The organism is Burkholderia sp. Ap-955, from assembly GCF_011753045.1.
Taxonomy (GTDB): domain Bacteria; phylum Pseudomonadota; class Gammaproteobacteria; order Burkholderiales; family Burkholderiaceae; genus Burkholderia; species Burkholderia lata_D.
Map to the genome: position 1 here is coordinate 1 of NZ_VWWH01000073.1, position 17,752 is coordinate 17,752.

The window sequence follows — 17,752 nt, forward strand, 5'->3', positions numbered from 1 at the left end:
GGTCACGCCGGTGCCGCGCGCGCCGGGCCTGCTCGCGCCCGGCACCCCTGCGTTCGATGCGTTTCCGTACGAGACGTGGACTCGACTGTCCGCCCGTTTCTGGCGCAGCCGGCCGACCGCCGACCAGCTCGGCTACGCTGATCCGGCCGGATACCGCCCGCTGCGCGAGGCGATCGCAGAACATCTGGGTGTAACGCGCGGCCTGCCGTGCGATGCCGATGACGTCGTGATCACGTCCGGCTCGCAGCACGCGATCGAGCTAGCCGCGCGTCTGCTGATTGACGCGGGCGATACGGTTTGGATCGAGAACCCGGGATTCGTCGCGGGGCACAGCGCGGTCGAAAGCGCGGGCGCACGTGCGGTGCCGGTGCCGGTCGACGCGGAGGGCCTCGACGTCGAGGCCGGTGCACGGCTCGCCGCGGACGCGCGCCTCGCGGTGGTTACGCCGTCGCATCAGTACCCGCTCGGCGTGACGATGAGCCTGCGGCGCCGGCTCGCGCTGCTGGACTGGGCCGAGCGTACGGACGCCTGGATCATCGAGGACGATTGCGACGGCGACTACCGCTACGCCGGCCGGCCGCTGCACCCGCTGCGCGCGCTCGGCCGGCAATCGGCCGCGAATCGCGTGATCTATGTCGGCACGTTCGCGAAAGTCCTTGCGCCCGGGTTGAGGATCGGCTTCCTGATCGCGCCGCCGGGACTCGCCGGGGCTTTTGCGCACGCCCGCGCACTGGTTGACCGGCAATCGCCGACGCCGTTGCAGGTCACGCTCGCGGAATTCATCGGCGAAGGGTATTTTGCGACGCACCTGCGCCGCATGCGGATGCTTTATGCGGAGCGTCGGGATGCGCTGCTGGCCGCGCTCAAATGCCACTGCACGGACGTGCTCGATTGGGGAGGCGCGCCCGATGCCGGCCTGCACCTCGTCGCGAAGCTACGTGGCGCGGCTGCGCCGCACGCGGATCTTCCGGTTTGGGAAGCCGCGACGGCGCTCGGGCTGCAGACCCCGCCGCTGTCGCCGCATTACCGGGCCGGCGGTGAGGCCGGGCTCGTGATCGGGTTCGGCGCGACCAGGCCGGGCAATATGCGGGACGCGGTGCTGCGGCTCCGGCGCGCGATCGTTGGCTGATAGAGGAGTTCGAACGACCACCAACTCGCAATCGCAAATTCGGAATTCACGCAACCAGATGCGGCGTGGCCGCGTGGGCGAGGGTTCAATTAAGTCGTCGCATCTAACGTCTGCGATTGGCCGACAGCCGCCGTCGGAGACGCGAACCAGGCAGCTTAAGTCAGATCGGTCGAAATGCGGAAAGCATGGCGCCGGCCACCCATGAAGCACGAACCCGGACGACGACATCACGGATGTGTTGTCGACAATGCGTAGGGCAGTCGCAGTAACTCAGTCAAACAATCGCAAAACCATAGCGCCAGTCGCACGCACGCCGGCACCCTACCGGCGCGTAATCCACCACACACGATTCACACGCAAACGAGCCGATACAGGCGTCGAACCAAGGTCAAAGCCTGCTGCGCCGACGTCAGGTTCGTGAAGCCGAGCAGCATGCCGGGCGGCATCCGGCCGCCCGGGCTCCAGTCGTTCAGCGGCTGGACGGAAAAGCCCTGCAGGTCGGCCATGCGTGCGACGGCGCGATCGTCGACCGCCGTGCGCCAATAGGCCACCACATGCAGGCCGCCCGCGCGGGGCGGAATATGCAGCGCCTCGCCGAACACCTTGCCCAACGCATCGATCAACCACGCGCGGCGGGTTGCGTACAGCGCGCGCATTTTCTTCAGGTGACGCGCGAAGTGCCCTTGCTCCATGAAGTCGGCGACGACGGATTGCATCAGCATCTGGCCGCTGCCGCCGAGCCAGCCGGCGGTGTCGCGAAAGGCCGCGATCTGCTCCTCCGGAACGACGAGATACCCCAGCCGCAACCCCGGATACAGCACCTTGCTGAACGATCCGGTGTAAAGCACGCGGTGGTGGCGATCCAGGCTCTTGAGCGCGGGCAGCGGGCGGCCGTGGTAACGGAACTCACTGTCGTAATCGTCCTCGACGATCCAGGCCCGCTGCTGATGAGCCCAATCGAGCAAGGCCAGGCGTCTCGGCAGCGACAGCGCGACACCGAGCGGGCTTTGATGGGTCGGCGTCACCACGGCAAAACGTGCATCGGCCGCCCGGCGCTGCCCCGCTTCCACGCACAGGCCGTCGTCGTCGACCGGCACGGACACGAGCCGCATCCCCGCGTGCTCGAGCAGGTGGCGGGCGTGGATATAACCGGGATCCTCGAACCAGCCGGTGTCGCCGGGACGCAGCAAGGTCCGGCAGATCAGGTCCAGCGCACCGCGATACCCCGCAGTGGTGAAGATCTGCCCGGCCGAACAGTCGATGCCGCGCGACACGCCGAGATAGGCGGACAGCGCGCGCCTCAGCCCGTCATGCCCTTGAGGCGGCGCGTAGTCCAGCGACGGGGTCGCCATCGCCCGCACATGACGCCCGGTGAGCCGTATCCACGGCATGCGCGGAAACGCATCGAGCGCGGGAATGCCCATCTGGAACGGCTTCGGCCCGCTCGCCGTCGAATCGCCGCGCGGCGGTTCGTCCGGCCTGGGCGCCGCGGCGCGCGGCTGCCGGCCATCCGGCAGTTGGGGCGACACGACGGTGCCGGCCGGCCCGCGTGCGACCAGGTACCCCTCGCCGATGAGGATCTGATAGGCCGCTTCGACGGTGCCGCGTGCCAGATTGAGTTCGCTGGCCAGGCTCCGTACCGACGGCACGCGCTTGCCCGGCGCAAGCTTGCCCGTCTCGATCGCATCGCGGAAGCGCCGGACCAGTTGCCGATAGACCGGCATGTCGAGATGACGGTCCGGCATCAGATCGTCGAATTTCATGTCCCAGTCAAATAGACACTTTTTGGACCTTCAGGATACGCCATCCGATTCGTACAGTAACGACGTTACCGTGGAGCAATCGTAATGTCAGAGATCCATTTGAAACGCGCCGTGACGGACGCGGATTACCGGTCGACGTTCGACGTGATGCGTGAGCTGCGCCCGCACCTGACCGATGCCGATGTGTTCGTGCGGCAGATGCGCCGCCAGGCCGAACAAGGCTATGTGCTACTGACCGCACGGCACGGCAGCCCGGACGGCGCGGTCGTCGCGCTGGCGGGATACCGTCACCTCGAAAACACGCTGTACGGGCGCTTCGTCTATGTCGACGATCTGGTCGCGACCGAACACGCGCGCGGTCAACGGCTGGGCGAGCGGCTGCTCGATGCGGTGCGCGACGACGCGCGGCAACACGGCTGCCTGCATCTGGTACTCGATACCGGGCTCTCCAACGCGCTCGCGCAGCGTTTCTATTTCCGCCAGGGGCTGCTGTCCCGCGGCATGCATTTCAGTCAGTCTCTACAGGCGCTCTGATGAACAACCTTCTTTTTGTCGCTGCCAGTCCGCATGGCAGTCATTCGCTGGGCGCACGCATTGCGCACGAAGCCATCGCGCACTGGCGGTCGGCCCGCCCCGACGCGCGGGTCGTGTCGCGCAGCCTCGGTCAACCCGGATTGCCTTCGCTATCGGCCGATTATGCGCATGCGGTGGTCGCGAGGCAGCCGGATGCCGATCCCGCACTGGCGTACTCCGAACAACTGATCGCGGAAGTCGAACACAGCGACGGCGTGTTGATCAGCACACCGATGCACAACTTCACGGTACCTGCCGCACTGAAGTTGTGGATCGATTTAGTGCTGCGTATCGGCCGCACGTTCACGGCCACGCCGGAAGGCAAGTTCGGCCTGCTCGCCGATCGACCCGTGCTCGTGCTGGTACGCTCAGGCGGCATCTGCACCGGCGCAGCGGCACGCCAGCCCGATTTCCTGACCCCGTACCTGAAGCAGGTGCTGGCCGTCATCGGCCTGTCGACGGTCGATTTCATCTACCTCGAAGGCATTGCGCCGAGCGACGCAGCCATCGATGCGGTACGCGCCCAGTTGGCCACATCGAACTTGCTGGCGCGACGCGCGACGGAAACGGCATGAATTCGCCAAGCCCCGGTACGCATGCGTTACCCGATGCGGACCGGGGGCAGCGGATATAAGGCATCCCGGGCCGGGCAGGTCGCCGTCAGGATTCCAGCCGTCCCATCCGGCGCGCCATCGCCGGGCTGACCGCATGCACCGGATCGAACCCGAAGAAGTCGAGCACGTGGCGCGCGACATCGTCGCGATCGTTGTCCGCACAGATCATGTGGTAGCTGTTCTCCAGCACGATCCCGCGCGCGTCGGGCATCTTTTCCAGCAGGAAATCGGCCGAGCGCAGGCTCGTCAGCTCATCCTCGCGCGCATGCAGCACGAGCGTCGGGCACGGCGTGCCGGCCGCGGCCTCCAGCGCCCAGTCGCGCATCCGGTCGACCTGCCGCACGCACGCGAGCGGCACCCACGCATAGTGGAAATTGTCCTCGCGCTCGAACTTCTTCTTCACGATCGCGCGGATCGTCGCGTTCTTGATGCCGAACGGATCGCCTTCCTCCACACGCATCCGCTCCGCCACACCCGGCACGCGGTACAGCACGTGCCGCAGCGCGCGGTACCACGGCGTCGACCAGCCGTCGATGAACACCGGCGTGGCCAGCAACGCGAGCCGGCCGCGCGCGTGCTGCACGCGATGGCACAGCAGCAGCGCGACCAGCGCACCCATGCACATGCCCGCGACATGCAGCGCGTCGTACTCGTGTTCCAGCGCGCGATACTGCTCGGTCACCGCGTCGAGCCACGCCTCCGCGCGCACGCCGACCAGATCCTCGGGGCGCGTGCCGTGCCCCGGCAGCGTGATCATGTGCGTATCGGCGCCCGCGCGCCGCATCGCCTTGTGCAGCGAACCGAGATCGTATTGCGTGCCGCCGAGCCCGTGGATCAGCAGGACGCCCGTGCGGCCCGTCATGACGTGCGTCCGCTCATTCGTCCGCCGCCGGCCACACGCGCTCGAGTTGCCAGACACCCGCCACCACCGTCACGTCGACATTCGAATCGAGCAGCGGCGCACCGTGATCGGTGACCGTCTGCGTGCCGCCGTCGCGCTGCACGATGCGCAGCGACAGCGACGCACGATCCTCGCCCGCGATTTCCGCATCCCAGTAGTCGCGCAGCGCATCGCGGTCGCCCGGCTGCACGCGTTCGAGCACGAGCGGCACGCTCGCGATCTGTGCAGCATCGACGCCGACGCCGAACACACGCTCTACGTCGCCGCTCCATTCGATCCGCCCCGATTCCGGATCGAGCACGTACGCGATCTGGCCGGCGCTCGCGAGCGCGAGCTCCATGTTGTTCTGCAGGACTGCCGCATGTTCGTGCACGCGTTCGCGGGTCGTCTTCAGCGTGCTCACCGCCAGCACCAGCAGCGACGCGACCGCGAGATAAAGCTGCGCCTCGAGCAGCGCACTGCCGTAGTGCTCGTGAAACGCCGCGAACGGGCCGTCGCCCTGCGCGGTCTGCGCGATCACGATCAGCGCAAGTACCAGCACCGACGACGAGCCCGCGCGGCCGCCGAGCAGCAGCGTCACCGCGACGGTGAGGAACAACGGGATATACGTCAGCGCGAAGCCCGCGCCGGTGCCGAATTTCTGCGACGTGTCGCCGTCGAAGATCACGAGCGCGACGCCCACGACCAGCACGAACGAGACCATGCCGAGCACGAGGTCGAAGCGCTCGTGATCGCCCGAGCGATGCGCGCGAAAGCGCGACCATGACGCGAGCACCGGCGTGACCAGCAGCACGCCGACGAAATCGGACGCGGCCCACACCGACCACACGTCGAAGAACGGCGCGCCCATGACCACCGTGTACCAGGCCGCGCCGCCGATCGCGCCGACCACGCCGGCGATCAGGCCGGCGAGGATCACCGAGCGCAGGAAATACAGCCCTTGGAGCGAGAAGCGCACGCGCTGGACGAGCCACACCGCGAGCGCGGCCGCGCCGACCTCGTCGACGGTGAACAGCACTGCATTGACCAGGTTGCCGTGTTCGATGCCGCTCAGCGCGAGTTGCCCGACCAGGAACGCGCCGGCCAGCGTCAGCCATTCACGCATCGGCCGCAGCATGAACGCGCCGACCGTCACGCCGGCCGGCAGCCAGATATAGCCCGTCAGCCGGACGGGGCCGTTGAACTGGTGAGAGATGTAGCCGGTCGCGAGATACAGCGCCGCCCAGAGCAGCGCGGCGACGAGGCCAGGCCGCGATCGTTTGGTGTCCATCGAGAATCCCTGTGTGCTGCGCCTGCGGTCGGCAGGTGCGCGATGTGCGAATGATATGCGGGCGGGGCAGGCCGGGGAATACCGGGGCCGGAAGCGCGTGCGGGGCGCCGGCGCGCCCGAGCGCTGGCGGTTGTGACCGGGCAAGGATCGAAAAAGTTCGGTGTGCGCCGGGTACGGTCGAGACACGTCAGAACGTCGTCTTGGCCGGACGGCCAAAATCGCCCGCGGCCGGTGGATCGCATCTAGCATGAAAGACATCCGAAAGCATGCGCTTCCGGTATCGTCCACGTCATCCGCCTACTTTCCGCATGACCATACGCCATGAAAACCGTACCGGCCCGGCCGATCCCGGCCCCCTCTGCGCCATGAGCCGCTTTCGCGCCACATACGACGGGCCCGCGCTCGAATCGTCGGAAATGGACGTGCGCGAACTCGCGCCCGCGCTGCTTGCCATCGGGGATCTGCTCGACGCATCGACCCGCGCGCTGTGCGGCAATCAGGTGCGGCCGCAGGTGAACGTGCGCGGCAGCTTCAAGACCGGCAGTTTCGGCATCGACTTCACGCTCGCGACGTCACTGCTCGGCCGCATGCGCGACATGCTGAGCGGCAACGAAGGCACGGCGCTCGCCAATGCGGTCACGATCCTGACCGCGCTCGGCATCGCCGCGCCGAAGGCGGGAAAGGGGCTCTTCGCCGTCCTCAAATGGCTGCGCGGGCGCGAGATCCTGCAGGTGCAAATGCAGGACCACACCGCCATCCTGCACGTCGAAGGCGACACCCTCGAAATCGATCTGCCCGTCCTCACCCTGCTGCGCGACGTCGGCGTGCGCCACGCTACCGAGCAAGTGCTTGCACCGCTCGCGCGCGAAGGCATCGTGGTGTTTGCGGTCGGCACCGATACGGAAATATTCGAAACGGTCGACCGGAGCGAAATCGCGTGGTTTCACGCGCCCGAACCCGCCGACGCGCTCATCCTCGACGAGCATTGCAAGATGGCGTTCTCGATCGTGTCGCTCGCATTCAAGGACGACAACAAGTGGCGGCTGTACGACGGCACGTCGACGATTCACGCGGCGATCTCGGATGCCGGCTTCCTGTCGCGCGTGAACAACAGTCAGATCAGCTTTAGCAAGGGTGACGTGCTTGTGTGCAAAGTCCGCATGCAGCAGTGGCAAACCTCGGACGGAGCAAAAACCGAATACGAAGTGACGGATGTCCTCGAACATCGCCCGGCCGGCCTGCAGATTCAGTTGCCGGGGCTTTGACACCCTCCCGCCTCAATCCACTCGCCGCCACACCGAGATCGGTATGTCGCCGTTCGCACGCGGCGGCACGCGATAGCTCAGCTCACCATCCTTCAATTGGTAGCTTCGCGTCTGCGTTTGCCCGATCCAGTTCGGGTACGACGAATCGATGATGTGAAACGCGAGCTTGTGTTTCGCGGGATCGATGGTCAGCTTGCCGTAGTGGGTGCTCGACCCGAGCACGGCTTCCCGGAACTCGTCCGGCGTGCCGGTCGCCTTGTCGTTCGACACGAAGCGCGGGCGCTCCGACCTGAAGATCTGCAGCGAGTAGTTCCCGTGCACGTCGATCAGCAGCAGCCCCTTCGGATCGGCACCATAGTCGCGGCCGATCGTGCCGTCGGGATGCTGTACGTCCGCCGCGACCAGTGTCCACGTCCCCGCGAGCGAAGGCGCAGCCGATGCGCCGCCGGGAATCATCGATGCGGCCAGCAGCATGCCGGGAAAGCCTTGGCGGAATATCGAGCGGATGTTCATTAACTGTCCTCGTCAAAAAGAAGGGAAGCAACCTCACGGACATCCGCAGCCGTATATCGCGCGCATCCCCGTGAACCGAAGCGACCGGTTCACTTGATGGTAGCGACGGGAATGTGCAATAAATACGATAATTCGAAATCTATTTATAAGAAAAACCGAATCATGACGCTCCCGAATCTCGACATGGATGCGCTGCGCACGCTGATCGCCGCGGATCGGCTCGGCAGCCTCAACCGCGCCGCCGACCGGATCGGCCGCTCGCAGTCGGCGGTCAGCCAGCAGATGCGCAAGCTCGAAACGCAGATCGGCCAGCCGTTGTTTCGCCGCCAGGGGCGCGGCCTCGTGCCGACCGAGGCCGGCGAACTGATGCTGTCCTATGCGCGGCGCATTCTCGAACTGAACGACGAGGCGGTCGGCGCGATCCGCGGCGCGGCGATCGAGGGGGCCGTGCGATTCGGGCTACCGGGCGACTTCGCCGAATCGTGGCTACCCGTCGCGCTCGGCCAGTTCAAGCGCACGCACCCGGGCGTGCGCGTCGACATCGTCGTCGACGGCAACGGCGCGCTACTCGACCGGCTCGATGGCGGCGAACTCGACGTCGTGCTCGCGATGGGCCGCGGGCATCGTGCCGACGCCGAACACCTGGTCACGCTGCCGATGGCGTGGATCGGGCCGCAAGGCATCGACGTGCATCCGCGCGCGGGCACGCCGCTGGATCTCGCGCTGTACAAGCCACCGTGCCTGTTCCGCAAGGCCGGCACCGATGCGCTCGACAAGGCCGGCATCCCGTGGCGGCTCGCTTACACGACCGGCAGCCTGCAAAGTTTGTGGGCCGGCGTCGCGGGCGGATTGGGCATCACGGCGAGAACGATGGTGGGTGTGCCGTCAGCACTGCGGCAGCTTGGCGAGCGCGACGGCCTGCCCCCGCTGCCGTCAGTCGACGTGTGCCTCCATGCGGGTGGAGGCGATACGCCTTCCGCGCTCGCGAGCTTGAAACGCGTCGTGGTCGACACGCTGATCGCCAATCTTGCGGATGCGCAGAAGGTGTCCGGCCGGCGCGCCGCATGATCGGCCACGGAGGCGCGCCGGATTCGGCGCTGCGCCCTTTGACCGGCTGCCCGCCATCGGGAATGATTCGCTGCGGGGGTCGACCTTCCCGTCGACGCTCCCGCCTTCCCGAACGAACGAGTCCGCCCGATGACACACGCAATCCGCCTGCGCCCGGCGTCTGCCGCCGACCTGCCGTTCCTGCTGACGCTTCGCAAGCTCACGATGACGGAGCACCTGCAACGCGCTGGCATGCCGTCCGACGACGACGCGCACGACCGGCGCATCCGCGCGCACTTCGACGATGCGATGATCGTCTGCGAAGGCGATGAAGCCATCGGCTTGCTGAAGGTCACACGCGCCACCGACGAGTGGCACGTGCACCAGATCCAGATCCTCCCCGCGCATCAGGGCCGGGGCATCGGCGAAGCCGTGCTGAGCGCACTCCTGAGCGACGCGGCACGCGCGCACGTGCCGGTGTCGCTCAGCGTGCTGCACGGCAACCCGGCGCGGCGGCTCTACGAACGGCTCGGCTTCCGCAGCGAATCAGAAACCGAAACGAGCGCGAGCATGATCTGGCGCGCGTGACGTCCGGCGTTCCGACACCACCGCATTACTGCGTGATCTTCGCGTCCTTCAGCAGGTTGCCGATCATCTGCTCACTCGCCTTCTCCACCGCAGCCGCCTGCAGTTGCTGCTGAAGCCCCGGCTTCGCGGTCGCGAAACCCGGCACCTGCGTCGGCCGCTTCGCATCCAGCTTCACGATCGCCCGCACGCCATCGACCGGAATCGAATCGCCCGTCGTGGCGCCGACCTTCAGTTTCTCGAGCGCCTGCGCGACCGGCAGCGGCAGGCCGGACGTCTTGCCTTCCGTCGCCGGCGTGTGGAAGCTCACCCACGGCAACTCGCCGCCGGTATCGCGGCTCGGCGCCATGCTGTACTGACGCGCCAGCCCTTCGAACGACTTGCCCGCCTTCAGCTCGCTGAGCACCGTCGCGGCCGTCACCGGATCCTTGACGATGATCAGGCGCGGCTTGTACTCGTTCTTGCCGAGCGCGGCCACGAGTTCGTCGTAGCGCGCCTTGACCTGTTCTTCGGTCACCGGCTCGGGCTTCACGTTGTCGCGCAGGTAAAGCTGCACTTCGGCATTCGTTTTCGCCTGCTGCACCGCCGCCTTGACCTCGGGCTTGTCGGCATAGTTCGCCTTCTCGGCGGCCTGCTGAACCAGCACGCGCGTGATCAGCTGATTCTTGATCGCCTGGCGGATCTGCGGCGAGTCGGGTTGCCCGGACGCGCGCAGCAGCGTATCGACGTCGGCCTGCGTGATCGGCGTGCCGTTGACCGTCGCAACGGTTGCCGTCGCCGCCGCCGTCTCTGCATGGACAGTACCGCTCAGTGCGCCGGCCAGCGCAGCAATCAGCAACAGGCGGTTCGGTGTGGGTTTCGTCTTCATCTTTTCGTCACTTCGGCTCAAAAAACGCGGCAGGGGAAGCCGCGCACATGCCCCGGCACTGCAATGCGCCGGCGCAACAAGTCAGTCGATTCGGTTCATCGTCATGAGCACGCGCAGTGCCTGCCGGTGCCGCTGTCATTGTGCCCGGAAGCGGTTTTCCGCGTCGTGTGCTCGGGGACAGCCGCCCGGCGGGCGGTGAGGCGCGCGTTGCGCACGCCGGTCATTACGAACGCGCGATGTGGAAATTCTGTGGAAGCGGCATGGAAATCCCGCGAAACCGCGATGAATCACGTCATGGCGTCGCGAGCCCGGCCGCCGACCGTGGTCGAGGCGGCCGCGCGTGCCTCATCAACGTCAGGGCGTCCATCGGTACACGGTGATGCTGTTGCCCTTCACGTTGTTCTTCATCACCACGTACTCGCCGTTCGATCGGCGGTATGCGCGGATGCTGTACATCGCATCGATCGCGCTGCTGGTATCCACGGTCGCGGGGCTCGCGTTGACCAGTGTGGTATCGAGATTGCCGGTGGTGAGGTTGAACGCGTCGACGTTCGGCCACAGCGGCCCGCTGCTGCTGAACCAGTAGCCGACGAACAGATGGTTGCCCACCGCGTCGATCGATTTCGCGCCGCTGTGCGGCAGCGTGATCACCGGGTCCGGCTTCATCGTGTTGCCCGCGCTCCAGCCGTGATACACCTCGATGCGCGTGCCGATCGACGTCCAGTCGTTGCTTCCGATGGCGCCTTGCGCGAGCACCATCGTGTCACTGTCCGCGAGATAGACGATGCGCGTGAGCGGCTGGATGCTGTCGGGCACGCGGGTCGCGACGCCCGGCCCCCACGACGGCTTGCCGCTCGCGTCGAAACCGGTCAGCGGGTAGTGGGTAATCGCGCCGGTCTTGTCGAGGCCGGCCCACACATCACCCTTGCTGTCGATGCTGAAGCCGCTCGTCACGCGCCGCGTCGTGTTGAACGCGGGGCCCGGGATCGAGCCGTCCGGAATCGCGATGTAGCCGTTCGCCGCGTTGAAGTGGAAGAAGTAGAAGACTGGCGGATTCTGGCCGGCCGCGACGAGGATCCGGTTCGCGCCGACCGACGTGAGCAGCCCGAAATGCTCGTCGCGCTGCGTGTCGCTCATGTTGATGCGCGGATCGGCCGGATACGTGAACGGATCGACCGTGTTCGCGACGAACTTGCCGCCCGCGCTGCCGCTGTACACATGCGTGCCGCCGTAGAACAGCGCGCCGTCCGTAACCGGGTCCGGCGCGGCGATCCCTTCGAAGTTCAGCGACTGCAGCGTCCACCGCAGGCTGCCGGTGCTGCTGTATGCATGAATATCGGTCGCGCCGTTGCGGCCGAGGTCCCAGCTGCCGCCCCATGGATTGTTGAGCACGTAGAGATTGCCGCCGGTGTCCTTGCCGAGCCCGACGATGCGCGTGAAGCGCTGCGCACCGACCTGCCCCTTGATGCCCGTCGTCGTGTCGAGATAGCCGCCGCGCACGCCGAACGTGCCGGCCAGCGCGGGCGGGCCCGACACCGTATAGCGCTTGATGTTCTGGTCGGGGCCTTCGTCGCCCACCAGCAACTGGCCGGCCGCCGCATCGAAAACCAGCGCCGACGGCTGTGACCCGGCCGGCATCCGGATCGTGTTCAGCAGCGCACCGGCCGGGCTGAAGCCGGCGATCGCGCCCGCGCTCTTCTGCGCGACCCACACGTTGCCCGCGCCGTCCACCGCGAGCGCGCCCGGCGCCGATACGCTGATGTCCCGCTGCCACACGCCGTCGGTGGTGAATACGCGCACGCGATTGCCGTAGAAGTCGCTCGCAAAGAGCAGCGAGCCGGCCGTTGCGAGCCCGGTGACGACGTCGATGCGCGGCTGGTTGGTCGCCGCGCTGACCTGGATGACGCGGTCGCGATACTTCGTCGCGCGGTTGTAGCGCCCCACCGCGCCGCTGCCGTACGTCTTGCCGGACTGCAGCGCGACGAACAGCGACGTCGCGTTACCGGTGATCGCGCTGCCCTGGAACTCCGAGTGCGTGCCGATCGAGCCGATGCTCTTGCCGTTCTGGTAGATCGCGACACCGCCTTCGTATTCGTCCCACATCGACGCCGTATAGATCACGCCTTCGGGCGCGACCCACATCGCGCGCGCGACGTTGCCGACGTGGGCCGCGAGCGTGCCGTACGTATTCGCCAGCCAGTCGGTGGTGTTGCCTGCGTGAACGGCGGGGGTCATCGCGGCGATCGCTGCGGCGAGAAGCGCAGCCTGAAATCGTTGTCTGGCGACCATGACGGATGCGCTCCTGAATGGTGGAACATTCACATGAAGGGCAGGCCGGATGGTTTGAAAACCGTAATGCGTAAATTCTTCCCCTGAATCATCCGGCGCAGTCGGTATTACGTGCAGCATGCGTTCGATAATGCGCAGCGCGAGAATAGCGTTATATAAATCGAAAAAAATTGCGAAGCGCTCGCGTCGTTGTGCTTTTCACGGGTTCGGCTCCGATGGCATTGCCCGTGACACCCAAGCGCGCCGACGGCGAGCGCGACTGCGCGACAGTGAATGGTCACTTACACGTCGAATCGGGGATCGGGAAAATCAGGCTTGCGCGTGCCTGCGGGAATATCGCCGTGTATTCAACGACGGCGGATTGAAACGGCGAGCGCCAAGTATCAATCAGGGAATCAGGGAAAACGACCGCATTCAAGACGGCATCATCGTCCCAAAACAAATCGCCGGCCTGAATCCGTTTCGAATCCAGGCCGGCGATTATCCACTACCGGAAAGCAGGCAGCGCACCCCTATCGCTGCGCTGCCGCACTGCTGCACATCATGCCGATGCCGAGGTCTCCGGCACCTTCACCTTCATCGCACGGCCATTGTCCGGATCGTTGTCGTCGCGCGGGTCGTCGAGCTGCCCTTCCCACTTCGCGACCACGGCCGCCGCGATCGAGTTGCCGACGGCGTTAGTGGCCGAGCGCCCCATGTCGAGGAACATGTCGACGCCCATGATCAGCAGCAACCCGGCTTCGGGCATGTTGAACTGGTTGAGCGTCGCCGCGATCACGACCAGCGACGCGCGCGGCACGCCCGCCATCCCCTTCGACGTGACCATCAGCATCAGCAGCATCGTGATCTGCGTGCCCAGCGGCAGATGAATGCCGTACACCTGCGCGATGAACAGCACCGCGAACGTGCAGTACATCATCGAGCCGTCGAGGTTGAACGAATAGCCGATCGGCAGCACGAAGCTCGAGATCTTGCGGTTCACGCCGAAACGGTCGAGCGCGTCCAGCAACTTCGGATACGCGGCTTCGGAGCTCGCCGTCGCGAACGACAGCAGGAACGGCTCGCGGATCAGCCGGATCAGCGTGAACGCACGCTTGCCGAGGAACGTCACGCCGGCGAGCGTCAGCACGCCCCACAGCAGCGCCAGTGCCAGATAGAAGCTCGCCATGAACTTCGCAAACGTGAGCAGGATGCCGAGCCCCTGGGTGGTAATCGTCGACGCGAGCGCCGCGAACACCGCGACCGGCGCGAACCACATCACCGCGCCCGTCACCTTCAGCATCACCTGCGCGAGATCGTCGATCACGCCGGTCAGGCGCTTGCCCGACTCGCCGAGCGCGGACAGCGCCGTGCCGAAGAAGATCGAGAACACGACGATCTGCAGGATTTCGTTGTTCGCCATCGCTTCCGCGATCGACTTCGGCACCAGGTGGACCACGAAGTCCTTCAGCGTGAAGGCGCCCGTCTTCAGGCCGAGGGATGCATCGGACGCCGGCAGCGGCAGGCTCAGATGGCTGCCCGGTTGCAGGATCGTTGCGGTCAGCAGGCCGAGCAGCAACGACGTGAACGACGCGATGAAAAACCAGCCGAACGCCTTGACGCCGACGCGACCCACGGCACTGCCGTCGCCCATCTGCGCAATGCCGACGGTCAGCGTCGCGAATACCAGCGGCGCGATGATCATCTTGATCAGGCGCAGGAATACGTCGGACAGCAACGACACGTAGCCGGCGACCTCCTTCGCCATGTTCGGGTCGGGAAACGCGCTATGACAGGCGTAACCCACTGCGATACCAAGAATCATCGCGACAACGATGTACTTGGTGATGTTGTGCTTCTTCTTCATTAGTAATCCAAATCACAAATCGTATGTTGCTAACGGCTGGCACATCTTTCGCGCCCGGCTACAAATCGAAACCCACGTCTCTCTGGGTGCGACGCGTCCGCCTTTGGCAGTCGCCATGGCGGACAGGGGGGGCATTCTAACGCAAATGGCCGTCCGGCTTTCAAATCTGAAAGTCGAACGGGTTGATCTGCGTCCGGATGCCGTCGAAAAGTCAGGTTTTGTCGCGATCCAGCCCGCTTCCTGCCTGGTTCCTGCCCGGTCGGCGGGGTAATCGGGCCGCGTCTCCCATCGCGCAGGCTCGCCACGGTTCACGCGCCGGCGACAGGAACCGTATCGCCAAACTCCCCCCCTCCTCCCCGGCGGCATCGCACCGCGTGACGACACGATGAACGATCGTGACACTTGTTCACAAAGATGCGCAGACCTTGACACTACGGTACGTAATGCTTCTGTAATATTTGGAAACGATTCGCGGTGGCGCCCCGCCCGGGCGTCGATGCGCGATCACGCATTGACAACGCGGGACCCGGTTCGAGTCATTGCTTTCCACAGGCGGACGCGCTCGTTTTCTCAGTAGTCCTGCTCAATGAATGATCGAGGAAAGGCGGCATCGTGATGAACATTCTGTATACCAACTTCCACGGCGACTACGGCGGCGGCCAGGACACCTACGTCCGTGATCTTGCCGCCGCGATGAGCCGGCACCATCGCGTGACCGTCGCGTCACCGGAAGGCAGCCGCCTGTCGCGACTGTTGAAGGACAGTCCCGACGTGGCCATCTTCGACATGGAATTCAAGCCGCGCTGGAACCGGCTGTGCCAGGAAATCCTCCGGCTGCGCCAGCTGATCGTCGCCGAGCGCTTCGACGTCATCCATGTGAACGGGTCCGCCGATCACCGGCAGGTGATGCTCGCGCTGCTCGGCTGCCGGTATCGGCCCGCGGTCGTGCTCACCAAGCACAACACCTACCGCGCCGACAGCTTCGGCAACCTGCTGCGCGCACGCCTCGCCACCGACCACACCATCGCGGTCAGCGACTACGTGGCGGGCATGCTCGCGCTCCGGTCGCCGTACGGGAACGTCACGGTCGTCAAGCACGGCGTGCGCGGGCAGGCCGCGGAACGACTCGCGAGCGATGAAATCCGCCGCCGCAAGATCGCGTTGTTCGGGCCGTCCGGTGCGGACGCGATCGTGCTGGGCAGCAGTGCCGGCACCGCGCCGGAAAAAGGCTGGATGGACCTGATCGCGGCGCTGGGCCGCCTGCCCGAACACGAGCGCGAGCGGTTTCGCGTGCTGCTGGTCGGCGCGGAGCCGACCGCCGAGCAACGCGAGCAGATCGCGCTGCACCGCATGGCCGCGCGCACCGTTTTCACCGGCCGGCTCGACGACGTGCGGACACCGTTCTCGATCATCGACGTGTCGTTCGTGCTGTCGTACCACGAGAGCCTGTCGTATGCGTGCCGCGAAGCGATGTCGCTCGGCTGCCCCGCGATCGTGACGCGCGTGGGCGGGCTGCCCGAGAACGTCGAACCGGGCGTGGACGGCTGGGTCGTCCCGCCGCGCGAACCCGCAGCGATCGAGGCAATCCTGCGCGCGATCATGCGCGAGCCCGGGTGCGTGCGCGCGATGGGGCGCAGCGCGCGGCTGAAGGGCAAGCGTGAATTCTCGTTCGAACGATTCATCGACGCGACGCTGTCCGTCTATCAGAAATCGATTCGCCACAACCCGTATCGTCGGGTGACATCCATGAGGTCCGTTTAATGGCAATGAATATCTGGAAGAAGTATTGGGACCTGCGCACGCAGGAGTGCCCGTGTGACGTGCACTTCGTCGAATGGCTGGAAGCCGCGCGCCTCAAAGGCATCCGCATCTATCACTTCGGCACCGGCGGCCATCATCATGTCGGCGTGGAATGCGCGCGGCCGCACCTGAACAACACGGTCTTCGGCGTGACGGCATCGCCGAAGGAATACAAGTCGTACGTCGATCTCGTCACGCGGCAACCGGAGGTGAGCAAGACCTATCTGGCCTATTTCGGCGACATCTATACGAGCAACTCGGACCTGTTGCCGGCGTTCGACGTCGTCACGCTGTTCCATCTGTGCGAATTCCGCGACGAGACGAACAGCCGCTACGGTGCGAAGACCGACGCCGACGTGCTCGACCTGTTCGCCCGCCATACCGCGCGCAACGGCCACCTGCTGTTCTACAAGGGCTCGTCGGCATACCGGAAGGCCGAGCCGATCATCGAGCAATGGGCGGCGAATGCCGATTTCGTCGAAATCGGCGACTTCAAGACCCTGCGGATTTTCCGCAAGGCCGCGTAATTCCCCGTTCTCGCGACCCGCTCATGCTGCTGCCAGCCACGCGCTACCCGATCCTGATGTATCACCAGGTCCGCACGCCGCCGCCACCGCCCGACCGGCTGCGCAGCCTGAGCGTCGCGCCCGATGCGTTCCGCCGCCAGATGACGCTGTTCAAGCGGCTCGGCTACCGCGGCCTGAGCGTGCGCGAACTGCAGCCGTACCTGCGCGGCGAGCGCAGCGGGAAGGTCTTCGGCATTACGTTCGACGACGGCTTTCTCAACGTGCGGACGCATGCGATGCCCGTGCTCGACGCGCTCGGCTTCACCGCGACCTGCTACTTCGTCGCCGGCCGGTTCGGCGGCGAGAACGACTGGGATGCGGCCGCCGATACCGCACGCTCCCCGCTGATGACGTACGCGGACATGCTCGCATGGCGCGATCACGGCCATGAAATCGGCTCGCATACACTCGATCACGTCGCGCTGTCGCACGTGCCGGCGCACGTGTCGGAGGTTCAGATCGTCGAATCGAAGCAGCGGCTCGAAGCGTTGAGCGGCCAGCCCGTCGAATCGTTCTGCTACCCGTACGGCGATCTGGACCCGCGCGTGCGCGACCAGGTCGCCGCCGCGGGTTACCACAACGCGACGACGACCCGGCGCGGCTGCGCCGACGTGTACGACGATCGGTTCCTGTTGCCGCGGATTGCGGTCGCCGGCGGAGTCGGTGCGATGCGGCTCTGGTTCAAGTGTGCGAAGGCGCGGGTTCAGCGGCGCAGGTAGCCCT

The 17,752-nt window shown here is 65.9% G+C and carries 16 protein-coding genes; 9 read left to right on the forward strand and 7 right to left on the reverse strand.

The features are described from left to right. Positions 1-1,129: PLP-dependent aminotransferase family protein (locus F3J15_RS28170; protein WP_166895315.1), on the forward strand; the 1,129-nt coding region annotated here is incomplete at its 5' end. A gap of 350 nt (positions 1,130-1,479) precedes the next feature. Here F3J15_RS28170 and F3J15_RS28175 read toward each other — a convergent pair. Continuing rightward, positions 1,480-2,892, reverse strand: coding sequence for a PLP-dependent aminotransferase family protein (locus F3J15_RS28175; protein WP_166895317.1), 1,413 nt, complete (start codon positions 2,890-2,892; stop codon positions 1,480-1,482). A gap of 84 nt (positions 2,893-2,976) precedes the next feature. Between F3J15_RS28175 and F3J15_RS28180 the strand changes: the two genes are divergently transcribed. Both F3J15_RS28180 and F3J15_RS28185 read left to right on the forward strand, forming a co-directional pair. After that, positions 2,977-3,426 (forward strand): GNAT family N-acetyltransferase, encoded by a 450-nt coding sequence (locus F3J15_RS28180; RefSeq protein ID WP_166895319.1) that lies wholly within the window; start codon positions 2,977-2,979, stop codon positions 3,424-3,426. Continuing rightward, positions 3,426-4,040, forward strand: a complete 615-nt coding sequence (locus F3J15_RS28185; RefSeq protein WP_166895321.1) for an NAD(P)H-dependent oxidoreductase — start codon at positions 3,426-3,428, stop codon at positions 4,038-4,040. Before F3J15_RS28180 ends, F3J15_RS28185 begins: the two co-directional genes overlap by 1 nt. An 85-nt stretch (positions 4,041-4,125) precedes the next feature. Here the strand turns inward: F3J15_RS28185 and F3J15_RS28190 are convergent, their stop codons facing one another. Both F3J15_RS28190 and F3J15_RS28195 read right to left on the reverse strand, forming a co-directional pair. Continuing rightward, positions 4,126-4,941: an alpha/beta fold hydrolase gene (locus F3J15_RS28190; protein ID WP_166895323.1), complete on the reverse strand. Its 816-nt coding sequence runs from the start codon at positions 4,939-4,941 to the stop codon at positions 4,126-4,128. A gap of 13 nt (positions 4,942-4,954) precedes the next feature. Beyond that, positions 4,955-6,250 carry an MASE1 domain-containing protein gene (locus tag F3J15_RS28195; protein ID WP_166895325.1) on the reverse strand — a complete coding sequence of 432 codons (1,296 nt, stop codon included), beginning with the start codon at positions 6,248-6,250 and terminating at the stop codon, positions 4,955-4,957. 308 nt (positions 6,251-6,558) lie between these two features. On the opposite strand from F3J15_RS28195, the gene F3J15_RS28200 reads away from it, so the two are divergent. Then, on the forward strand, positions 6,559-7,515 hold the full coding sequence (locus F3J15_RS28200) for a hypothetical protein (RefSeq protein WP_166895327.1): 957 nt from the start codon (positions 6,559-6,561) through the stop codon (positions 7,513-7,515). A 12-nt stretch (positions 7,516-7,527) separates the two neighbouring features. On the opposite strand, the gene F3J15_RS28205 is transcribed toward F3J15_RS28200, so the two are convergent. Continuing rightward, on the reverse strand, positions 7,528-8,028 hold the full coding sequence (locus F3J15_RS28205; RefSeq protein WP_166895329.1) for a lipocalin-like domain-containing protein: 501 nt from the start codon (positions 8,026-8,028) through the stop codon (positions 7,528-7,530). A 162-nt stretch (positions 8,029-8,190) separates the two neighbouring features. On the opposite strand from F3J15_RS28205, the gene F3J15_RS28210 reads away from it, so the two are divergent. Both F3J15_RS28210 and F3J15_RS28215 read left to right on the forward strand, forming a co-directional pair. Beyond that, on the forward strand, positions 8,191-9,096 hold the full coding sequence (locus tag F3J15_RS28210) for a LysR substrate-binding domain-containing protein (RefSeq protein WP_166895331.1): 906 nt from the start codon (positions 8,191-8,193) through the stop codon (positions 9,094-9,096). A gap of 129 nt (positions 9,097-9,225) precedes the next feature. Beyond that, complete coding sequence (locus F3J15_RS28215; RefSeq protein ID WP_166895333.1) at positions 9,226-9,663, forward strand: GNAT family N-acetyltransferase; 438 nt, start codon at positions 9,226-9,228, stop codon at positions 9,661-9,663. A 25-nt stretch (positions 9,664-9,688) separates the two neighbouring features. Here F3J15_RS28215 and F3J15_RS28220 read toward each other — a convergent pair whose 3' ends face one another. The 3 genes from F3J15_RS28220 to F3J15_RS28230 form a co-directional block, all read right to left on the reverse strand. Then, the gene (locus F3J15_RS28220; RefSeq protein WP_166895335.1) at positions 9,689-10,528 is read right to left on the reverse strand and encodes a peptidyl-prolyl cis-trans isomerase; all 840 of its coding nucleotides are present in this window, start codon (positions 10,526-10,528) and stop codon (positions 9,689-9,691) included. A gap of 354 nt (positions 10,529-10,882) precedes the next feature. After that, positions 10,883-12,817, reverse strand: coding sequence for an SMP-30/gluconolactonase/LRE family protein (locus F3J15_RS28225; protein ID WP_166895337.1), 1,935 nt, complete (start codon positions 12,815-12,817; stop codon positions 10,883-10,885). A gap of 541 nt (positions 12,818-13,358) precedes the next feature. Next, complete coding sequence (locus F3J15_RS28230; RefSeq protein WP_166895339.1) at positions 13,359-14,663, reverse strand: dicarboxylate/amino acid:cation symporter; 1,305 nt, start codon at positions 14,661-14,663, stop codon at positions 13,359-13,361. Positions 14,664-15,278: 615 nt separating this feature from the next. Here F3J15_RS28230 and F3J15_RS28235 point away from each other — a divergent pair. The 3 genes from F3J15_RS28235 to F3J15_RS28245 are packed head-to-tail and all read left to right on the forward strand — an operon-like array spanning position 15,279 to position 17,748. Further along, positions 15,279-16,424 carry a glycosyltransferase gene (locus tag F3J15_RS28235; RefSeq protein ID WP_166895341.1) on the forward strand — a complete coding sequence of 382 codons (1,146 nt, stop codon included), beginning with the start codon at positions 15,279-15,281 and terminating at the stop codon, positions 16,422-16,424. A 5-nt stretch (positions 16,425-16,429) separates the two neighbouring features. Continuing rightward, a complete protein-coding gene (locus tag F3J15_RS28240; RefSeq protein ID WP_069252815.1) occupies positions 16,430-16,990 on the forward strand; it encodes a hypothetical protein in 561 nt (186 codons plus the stop codon). A 23-nt stretch (positions 16,991-17,013) separates the two neighbouring features. After that, positions 17,014-17,748: a polysaccharide deacetylase family protein gene (locus tag F3J15_RS28245; protein ID WP_166895343.1), complete on the forward strand. Its 735-nt coding sequence runs from the start codon at positions 17,014-17,016 to the stop codon at positions 17,746-17,748. Positions 17,749-17,752: the final 4 nt, after the last annotated feature.

What these genes read in the sequence shown, in the direction of transcription:
- F3J15_RS28180 (WP_166895319.1), top strand. Translation starts at nt 2,977, where the DNA reads ATGTCAGAGATCCATTTGAAACGCGCCGTGACGGACGCGGATTACCGG.
- F3J15_RS28245 (WP_166895343.1), top strand. Translation starts at nt 17,014, where the DNA reads ATGCTGCTGCCAGCCACGCGCTACCCGATCCTGATGTATCACCAGGTC.
- F3J15_RS28195 (WP_166895325.1), bottom strand. Translation starts at nt 6,250, where the DNA reads ATGGACACCAAACGATCGCGGCCTGGCCTCGTCGCCGCGCTGCTCTGG.
- F3J15_RS28185 (WP_166895321.1), top strand. Translation starts at nt 3,426, where the DNA reads ATGAACAACCTTCTTTTTGTCGCTGCCAGTCCGCATGGCAGTCATTCG.
- F3J15_RS28215 (WP_166895333.1), top strand. Translation starts at nt 9,226, where the DNA reads ATGACACACGCAATCCGCCTGCGCCCGGCGTCTGCCGCCGACCTGCCG.
- F3J15_RS28210 (WP_166895331.1), top strand. Translation starts at nt 8,191, where the DNA reads ATGACGCTCCCGAATCTCGACATGGATGCGCTGCGCACGCTGATCGCC.
- F3J15_RS28200 (WP_166895327.1), top strand. Translation starts at nt 6,559, where the DNA reads ATGACCATACGCCATGAAAACCGTACCGGCCCGGCCGATCCCGGCCCC.
- F3J15_RS28230 (WP_166895339.1), bottom strand. Translation starts at nt 14,663, where the DNA reads ATGAAGAAGAAGCACAACATCACCAAGTACATCGTTGTCGCGATGATT.
- F3J15_RS28190 (WP_166895323.1), bottom strand. Translation starts at nt 4,941, where the DNA reads ATGACGGGCCGCACGGGCGTCCTGCTGATCCACGGGCTCGGCGGCACG.
- F3J15_RS28240 (WP_069252815.1), top strand. Translation starts at nt 16,430, where the DNA reads ATGAATATCTGGAAGAAGTATTGGGACCTGCGCACGCAGGAGTGCCCG.
- F3J15_RS28225 (WP_166895337.1), bottom strand. Translation starts at nt 12,817, where the DNA reads ATGGTCGCCAGACAACGATTTCAGGCTGCGCTTCTCGCCGCAGCGATC.
- F3J15_RS28175 (WP_166895317.1), bottom strand. Translation starts at nt 2,892, where the DNA reads ATGAAATTCGACGATCTGATGCCGGACCGTCATCTCGACATGCCGGTC.
- F3J15_RS28220 (WP_166895335.1), bottom strand. Translation starts at nt 10,528, where the DNA reads ATGAAGACGAAACCCACACCGAACCGCCTGTTGCTGATTGCTGCGCTG.
- F3J15_RS28205 (WP_166895329.1), bottom strand. Translation starts at nt 8,028, where the DNA reads ATGAACATCCGCTCGATATTCCGCCAAGGCTTTCCCGGCATGCTGCTG.
- F3J15_RS28235 (WP_166895341.1), top strand. Translation starts at nt 15,279, where the DNA reads ATGAACATTCTGTATACCAACTTCCACGGCGACTACGGCGGCGGCCAG.